At 67.4% G+C, this 12939-nt stretch carries 13 protein-coding genes and 1 pseudogene; 8 read left to right on the forward strand and 6 right to left on the reverse strand.

From position 1 onward, the window contains the following. Positions 1–19: 19 nt before the first annotated feature. From ACFWAY_RS01095 to ACFWAY_RS01105, 3 genes are read left to right on the forward strand one after another with little or no spacing between them, the layout of a single operon-like run. Positions 20–1267: a glycosyltransferase family 4 protein gene (locus ACFWAY_RS01095; RefSeq protein ID WP_378450961.1), complete on the forward strand. Its 1248-nt coding sequence runs from the start codon at positions 20–22 to the stop codon at positions 1265–1267. After that, entirely contained in the window at positions 1261–2001 is a 741-nt protein-coding gene (locus tag ACFWAY_RS01100) for a class I SAM-dependent methyltransferase (RefSeq protein ID WP_378509574.1), read from the forward strand. The genes ACFWAY_RS01095 and ACFWAY_RS01100 overlap by 7 nt, the downstream gene beginning before the upstream one ends. Further along, positions 1998–3086: a prenyltransferase gene (locus ACFWAY_RS01105; RefSeq protein WP_378509575.1), complete on the forward strand. Its 1089-nt coding sequence runs from the start codon at positions 1998–2000 to the stop codon at positions 3084–3086. Before ACFWAY_RS01100 ends, ACFWAY_RS01105 begins: the two co-directional genes overlap by 4 nt. On the opposite strand, the gene ACFWAY_RS01110 is transcribed toward ACFWAY_RS01105, so the two are convergent. From ACFWAY_RS01110 to ACFWAY_RS01130, 5 genes and pseudogenes are all read right to left on the reverse strand, one after another. After that, the gene (locus ACFWAY_RS01110) at positions 3062–3724 is read right to left on the reverse strand and encodes a class I SAM-dependent methyltransferase (protein ID WP_378509576.1); all 663 of its coding nucleotides are present in this window, start codon (positions 3722–3724) and stop codon (positions 3062–3064) included. The genes ACFWAY_RS01105 and ACFWAY_RS01110 overlap by 25 nt on opposite strands. Beyond that, entirely contained in the window at positions 3721–4113 is a 393-nt protein-coding gene (locus ACFWAY_RS01115; protein WP_005244588.1) for a carboxymuconolactone decarboxylase family protein, read from the reverse strand. The genes ACFWAY_RS01110 and ACFWAY_RS01115 overlap by 4 nt, the downstream gene beginning before the upstream one ends. Then, positions 4110–5012 (reverse strand): annotated as a pseudogene (locus tag ACFWAY_RS01120) (NAD(P)-dependent oxidoreductase); the annotation flags it as partial. The gene ACFWAY_RS01115 and the pseudogene ACFWAY_RS01120, both read right to left, overlap by 4 nt. 264 nt (positions 5013–5276) lie before the next feature. After that, positions 5277–6029 carry an SDR family oxidoreductase gene (locus ACFWAY_RS01125; RefSeq protein WP_007300909.1) on the reverse strand — a complete coding sequence of 251 codons (753 nt, stop codon included), beginning with the start codon at positions 6027–6029 and terminating at the stop codon, positions 5277–5279. A gap of 15 nt (positions 6030–6044) precedes the next feature. Continuing rightward, a complete protein-coding gene (locus ACFWAY_RS01130) occupies positions 6045–7517 on the reverse strand; it encodes an aldehyde dehydrogenase (protein ID WP_378509577.1) in 1473 nt (490 codons plus the stop codon). A gap of 114 nt (positions 7518–7631) precedes the next feature. On the opposite strand from ACFWAY_RS01130, the gene ACFWAY_RS01135 reads away from it, so the two are divergent. From ACFWAY_RS01135 to ACFWAY_RS01145, 3 genes are all read left to right on the forward strand, one after another. Further along, positions 7632–8528 carry an SDR family NAD(P)-dependent oxidoreductase gene (locus ACFWAY_RS01135; RefSeq protein ID WP_378509578.1) on the forward strand — a complete coding sequence of 299 codons (897 nt, stop codon included), beginning with the start codon at positions 7632–7634 and terminating at the stop codon, positions 8526–8528. Positions 8529–9066: 538 nt separating this feature from the next. Next, complete coding sequence (locus ACFWAY_RS01140) at positions 9067–9531, forward strand: PAS domain-containing protein (RefSeq protein ID WP_378509733.1); 465 nt, start codon at positions 9067–9069, stop codon at positions 9529–9531. A gap of 438 nt (positions 9532–9969) precedes the next feature. Continuing rightward, complete coding sequence (locus ACFWAY_RS01145) at positions 9970–10380, forward strand: hypothetical protein (RefSeq protein ID WP_378509579.1); 411 nt, start codon at positions 9970–9972, stop codon at positions 10378–10380. Positions 10381–10408: 28 nt separating this feature from the next. On the opposite strand, the gene ACFWAY_RS01150 is transcribed toward ACFWAY_RS01145, so the two are convergent. Further along, the gene (locus ACFWAY_RS01150; protein ID WP_378509580.1) at positions 10409–11011 is read right to left on the reverse strand and encodes a TetR/AcrR family transcriptional regulator; all 603 of its coding nucleotides are present in this window, start codon (positions 11009–11011) and stop codon (positions 10409–10411) included. 84 nt (positions 11012–11095) lie between these two features. Between ACFWAY_RS01150 and ACFWAY_RS01155 the strand changes: the two genes are divergently transcribed. After that, complete coding sequence (locus ACFWAY_RS01155) at positions 11096–12313, forward strand: cytochrome P450 (RefSeq protein WP_378509581.1); 1218 nt, start codon at positions 11096–11098, stop codon at positions 12311–12313. 63 nt (positions 12314–12376) lie between these two features. After that, positions 12377–12937 (forward strand): TetR/AcrR family transcriptional regulator, encoded by a 561-nt coding sequence (locus tag ACFWAY_RS01160; RefSeq protein WP_378451096.1) that lies wholly within the window; start codon positions 12377–12379, stop codon positions 12935–12937. The last annotated feature ends 2 nt before the right edge of the window (positions 12938–12939 follow it).

Below are 12939 nucleotides of genomic sequence, written 5' to 3' on the forward strand. Positions count from 1 at the left end.
CGAGGAGAGGCCGAAGTCCGTGCGCATCGCACTCTTGTCGTATCGAAGCAAGCCCCACTGTGGTGGGCAGGGTGTGTACGTACGCCATCTCAGCCGTGAGCTGGTCGAACTGGGCCATCAGGTCGAGGTGTTCTCGGGGCAGCCGTACCCGGACGTCGACCCGCGGGTGACGCTGACGAAGGTCCCCAGCCTCGACCTGTATCGCGAGCCGGATCCGTTCAGAACGCCGCACCCACGCGAGTTCCGCGACGGCGTCGACGTGCTCGAGGTCGCGACCATGTGGACGGCCGGTTTCCCGGAACCGCTCACGTTCAGCCTCCGCGCCGCGCGACTGCTGAAGGAGCGCGCCGACGAGTTCGACGTGGTGCACGACAACCAGTGCCTCGGCTACGGGCTGCTGCAACTCCAGAAGGCCGGACTCCCCGTCGTCGCCACCATTCATCATCCGATCACCCGCGACCGCGAGCTGGACCTGGCGTCGGCGAAGTGGTGGCGCAAGGTGACGGTCCGACGCTGGTACGGATTCCTGCGCATGCAGAAGCGCGTGGCGCGTGCCATCCCCACGCTGTTGACGGTGTCGCAGTCCTCTGCCGACGACATCAGCGCGGCCTTCGACGTTCCCGCCGGGAACCTGCAGACCATCCCGCTGGGCGTGGATACCGAGGTGTTCCGGCCCCCGGCCGCCGCGCGGATCCCGGGTCGCGTCGTGTGCGTCGCCAGCGCCGACATGCCCCTCAAGGGGGTGTCGACGCTTCTCGAGGCGGTCGCGAAGGTGCACACCGAGCGAGTCGTCGAACTGGTGCTGGTCACCAAGCTCGCACGGGGGGGAGTGACGGAGAAGCTCATCGAGGAGCTGGCCATCGGCGACGTCGTCCGGACGGTGTCGGGTATCGACGACGCCGAGCTGGCGTCGCTGCTGGCGTCGGCCGACGTCGCGTGCGTCCCGTCGCTGTACGAGGGTTTCTCGCTGCCCGCCGTCGAGGCGATGGCGTGCGGCACCCCGCTGGTGGCGAGCCGAGCCGGCGCCATTCCCGAGGTCGTGGGAACGGACGAGGAGGCATGTGTGCTGGTGACGCCCGGTGACCCACAGGAACTCGCGGACGTGCTGGGCGCGTTGCTCGACGATCCGCAGCGCCGGGCCAGGCTCGGCGACGGTGGCCGTCGACGCGTGCTCGAGCGCTACAGCTGGGCCGCCGTGGCCGCGAGAACCGCGCAGACCTATGCCGAAGCGATAGCGCAGACCCGTGAAGGAGGCCGACCGTGCTGACCGTGGACTTCGACCGGCTGGGTGTGAAGCCCGGCGACAAGGTGATCGACATCGGGGCGGGCGCCGGACGGCACTCGTTCGAGCTGTATCGACGCGGCGCCGACGTCATCGCCTTCGACCAGAACGTCGACGAACTCGCGGACGTCGAAAAGATGTTCGTGGCGATGGCCGAGGTCGGTGAGGTCCCGGCGGGCGCGTCGGCTCGGGTCGAGGTCGGCAACGCCCTGAATCTGCCGTACGAGGATGCGACGTTCGACGTCGTCCTCATCTCCGAGGTCCTCGAACACGTGCCCCGCGACGGCCGGGCCATCGCCGAGCTGACCCGCATCCTCAAGCCGGGTGGTGTTGCGGCGGTGACGGTTCCGCGGTGGCTGCCGGAGAAGATCTGCTGGGCGCTGTCCGACGCGTACCACGAGGTGGAGGGTGGCCACGTCCGCATCTACCGCGCCGACGAACTGGCGGAGAAGCTGACGGCCGCCGGGCTGGAGGTCCGGGGCCGGGATCACGCCCACGCCCTGCATTCGCCGTACTGGTGGCTCAAGTGCGCGGTCGGGGTGGAGAACAACGACAACCCGCTCGCGAAGGCCTACCACCAGGTTCTGGTGTGGGACATGATGAAAGCCCCCTGGCTCACGCGGACCGCCGAGAAGGTCCTCAACCCCGTGGTCGGCAAGAGCGTCGTGTTCTACCTCGAGAAGCCGAGGGAACCGAGCGTGGTGAAGGCGCCGCGGTGAGAGCCGCCGGCGTCCCGTCGGTGCCGAACGTGCTGTCGGAGAGCCAGGTCAGGCAGACAGCACGGTCGATCGCGGCAGCGCAGGAGTCGTCGGGGGCGCTGCCGTGGTTTCCCGGCGGGCACGCCGACCCGTGGGATCACGTCGAATCCGCCATGGCCCTCACCGCCGCCGGACTGATCGGGGAGGCGGAGGGCGCGTACGCGTGGTCGCGGCGCACGCAACGACCGGACGGTTCGTGGCCGACGAAGTTCCGCGACGGGGCCGTGGAGAATCACGATTCCGACAGCAATTTCTGCGCCTACCTCGCGGTGGGGGTGTGGCACCACTACCTGATCACCGGTGACCGGAATTTCGTCGACGCTCTGTGGCCGTCCGTGCAGGGCGGTCTCGACTTCGTCGTCGACATGCAGTCGTCGAGCGGCGAAATCTGGTGGGCCCGCGGTGAGAACGGGCAGGACTGCCCCGAGGCGCTGCTGACGGGGAACTCCAGCATTCATCACAGCCTGCACTGCGGGCTGCTCCTCGCCCGGCTGGTCGACGATCCGCAGCCGGAATGGGAGTTCGCGAAATACACGCTGGGCCACGCGATCAGGCAGCACCCGGAGGCGTTCGCCATCAAGGACGAATACTCCATGGACTGGTACTACCCGATCCTCGGGGGCGCCGTCCGCGGTGAGGTCGCGTCGGACCGCATCGCGTCGCGGTGGGACGACTTCGTGGTCGAGGGACTCGGCATCCGCTGCGTGGACCATCGGCCGTGGGTGACGGGCGCCGAAACGTGTGAATTGGTACTGGCCCTCGATGCGATGGGGGAGCACAGCCGCGCGCTGGCGCAGTTCGCCGCCATGCAGCACCTGCGGGATCCGGACGGCTCGTACTGGACGGGCCTCGTGTACAGCGACGGCAAACGGTGGCCGGTCGAGCAGACCACGTGGACGGGCGGGGCGATGATCCTCGCCGCGGACGCGCTGTCCCGCACCACGCCCGGACACGGAATCTTCCGGGACGCGGCGCTGCCCGTGGGACTACCGATCGGCCTCGACCGGTGCGGCGACTACTGTCAGGCCAGCGGTTCGCCCGTCTGACCGCCCACCCGCTCGAGAACACGCAGTGACCCGGTGACGGACGTCTCCTTGAATTGTCCTGTCGCCAGCGCCCGTTCGTAGATCTCGAACGGCGGTCGACCACCGTCCGCCGGGTCCGGGAACACGTCGTGGATCACCAGGGCGCCGCCGACGTTCACCCACGGCGCCCACCCCTCGAGATCCGCCGACGCCGCTTCCGACGTGTGGCCGCCGTCGATGAACACGAAGTTCACGGGAGTGCGCCAGAACGTTGCCACCGTCGACGACCGGCCCAGCACACCCACGACGTACTCCTCGAGTCCCGAGTCGGCCATCGTGTGCCGGAACCGGCCGACCGTGTCGAGCAGACCGGTGTGCGGGTCGACGAACGCCGGTTCGTGATACTCCCAGCCGGGCTGATGTTCCTCGGAACCGTGATGGTGATCGATCGTGACGATGCGGGCGCCCCGCGCCTTCGCCGCCGCTCCGAGGTAGATCGTCGAGCGACCGCAGTACGTGCCGATCTCGACGCCCACCCCGCCGGGGATCAGGTACTGCAACGCGGCCTCGTGCAGGGCCGTCCCCTCGTCCTCCGGCATGAAGCCGGGGGTGGAGTCGGCGAGTCGGAGAAGCTCAGGTGTCAGGTGTTCGGTGCTCATGTGGCCTCTGCATCCGGGGCGGCCGCTCTGGCCGCTTTCTTCCGCTTGTGTAGCACCCCACCGATCATCGAGTCGAGTTTCGTCCCCAACGGCCAGCCCACGTAATGGCACAGGAACAGGGCGATCTCCCGGAGTTGGTCCTCGTCCAGTTCCTCGTTGTGCAGGGCCGCCCCCACCTGGATCTCGGCGACGTCGACGAGTCCCTGCGCGGTGAGCGCACCGAGGAGGAGAAGCCGGCGGTCGCGGATGCTCAGCCCGGGCCGCGACCAGATGTCGGCGAACAGATGGTCGGCGGTGACGGCGAAATGTGCGCCGGGTCCGTCCTGCATCTCGAACCCGTAGACCTTCTCCATCATGGCCAGGCCACGGGTGCGGGTGTCGTCGGTCATGGTTGCTCCTCCTTGTCCACGATCTTGTCCACGGTGCTGTCGACGCCGAGCCCCGGACCCAGACCCGTGAGCGCGAGTCGGGCGAGCGGCAGCGCGACGTCGAGTCGTTCGCCGAGCCCGATCGCCAGCGACAGGTCCTTCTCCCCGAGGTCCCGGACGTGAGTCATGATCGGGTACCAGTTGTCGTTCTCGTCGAGAGCGTCGGTGGTGTCGCGGAGCATGATCGCGCCGGCGCCACCGGTGATCGCGTCGGTGTGCCGCACCACCTTTCCGAGTTCGGTGATGTCGAGACCGGCGGCCTCGGCGAGCCGCTGCGCCTCGGCGGCAGCCGTGAACGAGACGAAGTGCAGCAGGTTGCGGGCCAGCTTCATCCGCGTACCCGCGCCCACGTCTCCGGCGTGGACGACGAGTTCGGCCCAGTGCCCGAACGGCTCCCGCACTTTCTCGAACGCGTCGTCGCTCGCCCCGACCATCACCGCCAGCTTCCCCTTGTGCGCGCCGGGTGCGCCGCCGCTGACGGGTGCGTCGATCAGGTCGACGCCCTGTGCGCGGCAGCGGTCGGCGAGTTCGACGGCGGTGAGGTCGCTGATGGTGGAGTGCACTGCCACGACGGTGCCCGGCCGCGCGGTGTCGAGGATCTGTGTGACGACCGCGCGCACCTGCTCGTCGTTCAGCACGGTCACGGAGATGACGTCCGCGTTCTCCGCCACCTCCCGTGGACTCGACGTCACCCTCGCGCCCGCCTTGCCGAACGGTTCCAGCGCCTCCGGACGGGTGTCGCACACGATGAGTCCGCCGGGCCGGTTCAGCAGCCGCTTGGCCATCGGCGCACCCATGTTGCCGAGGCCGATGTAGCCGACGGATACCTGCTCGGTCGTGGTCATCGTCGACCTGCTGAAAGTCCACCGGCTTCGTTCGCGCGGAGGTGTGGGTGGAAAATTGTGGGACTCACTTGTCGGTGCCTTTCGCTAGATTTGAGCGATGGTCGAGACCGTGCGCTACAACTATCGTCTGCGCCCCGGTGCGCAGGCGGAGTGATACTGGCTGTGGCAGAACGGGGCCACACTAGCGTTGACGACGTCGGTCACTTGCACAACCCCTCCTTCGGGGTGGTCGCTGGTGCAGTCTGAGCTAGGAATCCCAGCCGCCACACACGGGAGCCGCTAAGAGCGGAAGATCTGTCCGCCGTCGACGTTGAAGATCTGCCCGGTAATCCAGCTCGCCTCGTCGGACAACAGGAACAGGCAGGCGCCGACGAGGTCGTCGGGGGTGCCCATCCGCTTCAGCGGCAACGTCTTGACCATGTCTGCCACCATATTTCCCGGCGTGACGGTACGGGTGGCTTCGGTGTCGATCGGTCCGGGCGCGATGGCGTTGACCCGGATGTTCATGCCGCCCACCTCGTGGGCGAGTTGCTGGGTGAGGCCGTTGATCCCGACCTTCGCGAGGCCGTAGAAGCCGGAGTACAGCCAGGCGGCCGTGGACGACTGGTTGACGATGGAGCCGCCACCGCCGCTGTTCATGTGCGGCCACACGGCCCGGGTCACGTTGAGGGCGCCGTCGAAGTTCACGGCCATGAACTTCTTGTAGTAGTCCCACGGCACGGTGATGAGGAGATCGAGCTTCATACCGCCGTAGATCGCGGCGTTGTTCACGAGATGGTCGATGCCGCCGAACTTCTCGACCGTGAACTCGGCGAGTTGCTTCGCCGAATCCTCGTCGGCGACGTCGACGTCCTTGAACACCGCAGTTCCGCCGTCCGCGCTGATCTGCTTGGCCACGGTCTCACCGAGCTCTGCATTGAGATCGGCCACCACCACGTTGGCGCCCTCGCGGGCGAGGGCGCGCGCGTAGCCCTCGCCGATGCCCTGCGCGGCGCCGGTGACGATGGCGGTCTTTCCGTCGAAACGTCCCATATCGATTGACTCCCTCTAGTATTGGGCCGGTTCCGCGACCAGCTTGGTTTCCAGGTATTCCTCGAACCCGGCCACACCCATCTCGCGGCCGATTCCGGACTGCTTGTAACCGCCGAACGGGGCGTCGGCGGAATACCAGACGCCGCCGTTGACGCTGAGCGTTCCGGTGCGCACGCCGTCGACCACTCGCTTCAGGCGTGCGGGGTCCGTGCCCCACACCGACCCGGACAGCCCGTACGGCGAGTCGTTGGCGATGCTGATCGCGTCGTCGTCGCCGTCGTGGGGAATGATCACCAGCACGGGTCCGAAGATCTCTTCCCGAGCCACCCGGGCGGTGTTGTCGAGGCCGGTGATCAGGGCGGGTTCGACGAAGAATCCACGGTCCCGATCGGCCGGGCGGCCGCCACCGACCACGATCGTGCCGCCTTCCTCCCGCGCGAGCCGCAGGTAGTCCTCGACGCGGGCGCGTTGCCCCGCGGAGATGAGGGGACCGCAGATGGTGCCGGGTTTCGCAGGATCGCCCGCGTGCAAGCCGCCGAGAGTCCGGGCCGTGGCCTCGACCGCCTCGTCGTACTTCTCGCGGGGAACGAGCAGCCGGGTGGTGATGGCGCAGCCCTGCCCCGCGTGGGTGGACACCGTGAACGCGGCGACCCCACACGCACCGGCGAGATCGGCGTCGTCGAGCACGATGAACGCCGATTTGCCGCCGAGTTCGAGGAACACCTTCTTCAGCGACTCGGACGCCGCCGCCATCACGGCCTTGCCTGTGGCGGTCGAACCGGTGAACGACACGAGGTCCACGCGGGGGTCGGTGGAGAGCTGAGCGCCGAGGGAGTGGTCGCTCGACGTGACGACGTTGACGACACCGGCCGGGAGGTCGGTCTCCTCGGCGATCAGGTGCCCGACGAGGGCGGCGCACCACGGAGTGTCGGGCGCGGGTTTGAGGACCACCGTGTTGCCGGCCGCCAGTGCGGGGCCGATCTTGGCGAAGTTGATCTGGTGCGGGAAGTTCCACGGTGTGATGGCCCCGACGACGCCGACGGCCTCCTTGAGGACGCGTCGGCGGGTCTTGATGCCCATCGGCTCGGCGATGCCCAGATCCTGTTCCCAGGAATAGCTTTCGGCGAGGTCCGCGAAATACCCGAGGTCGGCGACCGGGCCTTCGAGTTGCGGTCCGCTGGTGAGGAAGGCGGGGGCGCCCACCTCGGCGATGGTGATGTCGCGCAGTTCCTCGACGTGGGACTGCAGCACGTCGCGCAGCTGCCGCAGGCAGCGGGCGCGGAAGGCGTGGTCGCGGGACCACGTGGTGTCGTCGAAGGCCCGCCGGGCCGCGGCGATCGCGGCGTCCATGTCGGACGCGGTGGCGTCGGCGGCTCTCCCGAGTACCTCCTCGGTGGCCGGGTTGATCACCTCGAACGTGCCGCCGGAACCGGGAATCAGTTTGCCGTCGATCAGGAGAGCAGAGCTGTCGGTGGGGCGCAGAGTCATGGGTTTTCGCTTCCGAATCGGGTGAGTGTCACAGCGATCTCCGAAAACTGGACATGTGTCTGGACTATAGTTTGAACAACTGGATGCCGCAATGACGAGTTCGGCGGAGGTGTGATGAATTCACGCGACGACAGACGGCTGGACGGGCGAGGCGCCGTCGTGACCGGCTCGAGCCGGGGGATCGGCCGGTCCGTCGCGCACGCGCTCGCGGCAGAGGGGGCCGGCGTGGTGGTCAACGGCCGTGATCCGGGCGCGGCGGAGAAGGTGGCCGACGAGATCGTGCTCGGCGGTGGCCGGGCGATCGCGGTGGCAGGTTCGGCGGCTGCCGACGGCGTCGCCGAAGCGCTGGTCGACGCCGCGGAATGTGCGTTCGGCCAGGTGGACGTGCTGATCAACTGCGCCGGTGTCGCGGAGCCTGCCGGGTCGTCCATCCTCACCGTCACCGACGAGCAGTGGCGTGAACTCGTCGATGCGCACCTGACGGCGACGTTCCGCACGTGCCGGGCCGCGGCGCCCCTGATGGCGGAACGGCGGCGCGGAGCGATCGTGAACACGAGTTCGTTCGCGTTCCTCGGCGGCTACGGCGGAACCGGATATCCCGCCGGCAAGGGGGCGGTCAACAGCCTGACACTCGCCATCGCGGCCGAACTGGCCGAGTCCGGCGTCCGCGCCAACGTGGTGTGCCCTGGTGCGAGGACCCGCCTGTCCGTGGGCGCGGAGTACGAGCAGCACATCGAGGAACTGCACAGACGAGGGATGCTCGACGACGCAACGCGCTACGGCTCGCTGCATCCAGCACCCGCCGACTACGTCGCCCGGCTGTACGTTTTCCTGGCCACCGACCTCGCCGCCGGAATCACCGGCGGGATCTTCGCCGGATCAGGGTGCTTCGTCGGCAGATTCGACCGGCCGGCTCCGACTGTGCTGGCCTACCGCGACCACGAGACCGAGCCGCCGTGGTCGCTCGACGAGCTGGCGAAGTTGGTGGGTTCCGCTCACGGTGAGCGGTGATTGAATTGTCCGGCATCACATGGGCCACGACTTCGTCGTAGGCGGCCGGCGACGTGTCCCGGAAAGATCAGCCCTACGTCCCGTAGGGATAAGTCTTTCGGATTCCGTGCCGCTACTATGGAATGCATCACGCCGCGGGAACTCGACGCCTACATCGGCAGAACCCGCGTCCCGCACGGGCGAGTGAAATCGTCCCGCCGTACGCGGCGGGCGACGCCGCGTACGAATCAAGGTCGAAAATTACACGAGCGCAACGACTTTCGGTAATCACGTCGCTCTGGCGGCGGATAGCGGCTCGTGGAATCGACTTGTGCCTGGGCGAAAGCGGCCCAATGAAGCTGACGCAGAGGCCCGCGGATAACCGAGCACTCTGTGTCGGAATTACGCACGGAGAGAATGTATGTTGTTTTGCACCAAAATTGTTCGACAGTGTCCTCCCGGTGAATGTGCTGGTGCCGGACGATCGCGGGCAACAATAATTCGACGATCTGGCCGACCATCGACGTTGCCTCCACTGTTCGGTCTGGCACGGTTCGATGTGTTGGTCCGCTGGGGGAGACGGAGGTGGGCGTCGGCAGGGCCGGGTAGGGACAGGCGACGGTCGGCCCCGAACACCCCGCTGGGCTATGTGGAGCAGCTTCCGGCGCTGAGGTTGCTCGAGCGGCTTCCGGTTCCCGCCCTCGCTGTCGATGAAGAGGGGGTGATTGTGCATGCCAACCCGGCACTCGAGCGGATGCTGGGGTACCCCGAGCACTGGTTCGCCGGGTGCTCGGTCGCGGACGTGGTCGTTCCGGCGTCGTCGCCGGGCGGCCCCGCATCGGTGGCGTTGCTGCGGGACTTTGCGGGAAAGGTAATCGAACTCGCCCATCGCGAAGGTTTCGTTGTGCGTGCAGCGGTGAGCAGGTCGGTGTTGCGCCGGAAGGATGACCCCGTCACGTTCGTGTGCTTCCAGGACCTCACAGAGCAGTTGTGGGGCGGTGGGCGGGCCCCCGAATTCGAGTGATGTCGTCGCCCGGTTTCCTCGCAGTACCGAGGGTGAGCATGCGTGGCCAGTTCAGGTGGGCGACGACTCCGAGTCGGTGCCGTCCGAGCCGGGGTTGGCGAACATCGCCTCGATTCGGTTCGTTTACTTTCGGTGCGCAGTTGTGGACCGAGCGGAGCGGCCGGGGCACGGGCACCCCTCCCGGTCACCGCCAGTGTCGCCTGACCACGCGACGGCGGGATAGGGGACAAGGTCATCTCCTCCGACGTGCCGAGCACCAGGGCGCGCGAGGGATTCGCGGCAACCGAACGGTCTCGCCGGCTGTGTCGGGTGGACTCCTCGGCCGGAGCAATCCGAATTCCAGGTAGGTGGGAAACCCCGCGGTTTCGACGCAAACGCACATCGAACCGGCGGACAATGAATGCACCCGGCAGTGGGTTGCGGCGAGGAAGGGGCGTCATGTCCGAAGGTTCGTCGGTCAAACAGGGCGTCGCGGCGGGGACCGCGATGGGGGCAGCGGTCATCATGGTCACCGTCGGACTCCTGCAGTTCTTCCAAGGGCTCGCCGCGGTCTATGAGAACGAGGAGTTCGTGGTGGGGGTGGAGTACCTCTACAAGTTCGACTTCACGGTCTGGGGCTGGATCCATCTCGTGCTGGGTGCGTTGGTCGCGGTGACCGGCCTCGCGTTGTTCACCGGCGCCGCGTGGGCCCGGGTGTCGGCGATCGTGATCGCCGCGATCTCGATCGTGGCCAATTTCCTATGGCTGCCGCACTACCCGTGGTGGTCGGTGCTCATCATCGCGCTCGACGTGGTGGTGATCTGGGCGATCTCGACGTGGCGGCCGAACCCTTCCGACGCCTGGGCCTGAGAACGGCAACAATAGGGGTAATGGCCTTTCAGGACGGGGTGTGCGTTCGCTCCGGCCACCCGACGCTGGACAGTGCTCCGCGCAGCACCGACTCGTAGATCGAGTCCAGGTCGAGCTCGTCGCCGAGGAAGTCGGTGTTCACGAGCATCACGAAGCCGTGCATGGCGGCGAAGATGCTCACGGCCGCGTCGAGGGTGTCCTCGGGCGGCAGTCCGCACGAGGCCAGCATCGTGCGCAGTGCCGTGTTGGCGTCCAATGCGGCGGAGATGAAGGCATCCCGGTCGACGGGTGCGGTGGTGAGCGTCTGGTACCGGTGCGGATGGTCGGTGGCCCACGCGCGGTGTGCGTCGACGAGCGCGCAGAGGCCGTCGGGACCGCTTCGGCCCATGGCGATCTCGCGCAGGTGGGCACCGAGTTCCGCCATGGTGCGCACCTGGACGGCGCCGCGAATGTCGTCGAGGTTGCGGACGTGGTTGTAGAGCGACGCGGTGACCACGGTCAGCCGGGCGGAGAGGCTCGTCATCGACAGTTGCTCCCAGCCGAGTTCGTCGATGATCTCGATCGCGGCATCCACGACCTTGTCTCGAGTGAGTGTGCGCCGTCGGATCGGTCCGCTCTGCCCTTTCGCCATGAGCCCAGCATAAGGGCTTCCATTAGAAATGAAAGTGTGTAGTTTAAGACACATCCCATTCGTTTATCGATCGAGGAGCAGAGTATGACCGCGTCTCGGATTGATCTCAAATCCCCCGACGTCTACGCGGAAGGGGTCCCCTACGCGTTCTTCGACCACCTGCGGGCGAGCGAACCCGTCTATTGGCAGCCCGAGGAGAACGGCACCGGATTCTGGGCGGTGACCAAGCATGCCGACGTCGTCGCCGTGTCCCGCGACAGCGCGACGTTCTCGTCGGCGGTGGGTACCACCCAGATCGACGATTTCGACGAGCAGACCCGCGCGAAGCAGGCTGCCATGCTCGTCAACCTCGACCCACCCGGTCACACGCGGCTGCGGCAACTCGTCAGCCGCGGATTCACCCCGCGCACAGTCAAAGTGCTCGAGGGTCACATCCGCGACATCTGTGCCCGGATCGTCGATCGGCTGCTCGAGGCACGCGACGTCGACTTCGTTCCCGAGGCGGCGGCGCCGTTGCCGCTCGAGGTCATCGCGGCGCTGCTGGGTGCGCCCGCCGGGGACGTCGACAGGCTCTACGACTGGTCCAACCGGATGATCGGCTTCGACGATCCCGAGTACGGCACCACCCAGGCCGACGGCGAGATGGCTGCGGCGGAGATCTTCCTGTACGCCAACGAGCTTGCGGCGCAACGCCGCATCGAGCCTCGCGACGACATCGTCACCAAGCTCGTGCAGCCGGACGAGAACGGCGACACGCTCACCGAGATGGAATTCGACATGTTCTTCGTCCTGCTCGTGGTGGCGGGGAACGAGACGACGCGCAACGCGACCGCCGGTGGGATGCAGGCCTTCATCGATCATCCCGACCAGTGGCGGCGGCTGCAGTCCGAGCCGGAACTGGCGGCGAGTGCGGTGGAGGAGATTCTGCGGTGGGTGACGCCGGTGATGGACTTCCGTCGCACCGCCACCCGGGACGCCTACATCGGCGATCAGTTGGTCAGGGCCGGCGACAAGGTGGTGATCTACTACCCGAGCGCGAACCGGGACGAGGACGTCTTCGACGAGCCGTACCGCTTCGACATCGGCCGGAGCCCCAACCCGCAGATCGCGTTCGGCGGCAGCGGAGTGCACTTCTGCCTCGGCGCCCACCTGGCGCGGCTCGAATTGAAGATCCTGTTCGAGACCCTCGCCGCGCGGATCGACCGTGCGGAACCCACCGGGCCGGTGGCGCGGCTGCGGTCGAATTTCATCAGCGGCATCAAGACGATGCCCGTGCGAATCCACCCGCGCAGTCCGGTGTGAGAGCCCGATTTTCGTTGCCAGCCGTCGGCAACTGTAGTAGCGTCCAGACACGTGTCCAGTAGTATGAATTTCGAGTCCACCCGCCGCCGTCTGACCGAGAAGCAGGCCGACACCGTCGACCGCCTCACCAAAGCGGCAGTCGAAGTACTGCGCGAAGAGGGATTCGCGGGACTCACCGTCCGCTCGGTGGCCGGCATCGCCGGGGTCGCGCCCGCGACGGCCTACACGTACTTCTCGTCCAAGGAGCACCTCGTCGCCGAGGTCTTCTGGCGGCGCCTCGCCGCCTCACCGCAGCCGGTGGACGAGGGACTCGATCGCACCGGACGCGTGGTCGCCGTGCTCCGCCACATCGCTCTCCTGGTGGCGGACGAACCCGAACTCGCCGGAGCCGTCACCAACGCGCTGCTCGGCCGCGACCCCGACGTGGAGCACCTCCGCGCCCGCATCGGGCTGGAGATCCGCGACCGCCTGGCCGCCGCACTGGGTGACGGCCATAGTCCCGACGTCCTCGAGGCGCTGGAGCTGCTGTACGCCGGCGGCCTGGTCCGCGCGGGGATGGGATACGGGTCCTACGCCCAATTCGCCGATCGACTCGAAACTTCCGCCAAGCTGATTCTGGAGTAGAT

Origin of the sequence: Rhodococcus sp. NPDC059968 (assembly GCF_042738615.1) — a bacterium.
Taxonomy (GTDB): Bacteria; Actinomycetota; Actinomycetes; order Mycobacteriales; family Mycobacteriaceae; genus Rhodococcus_F.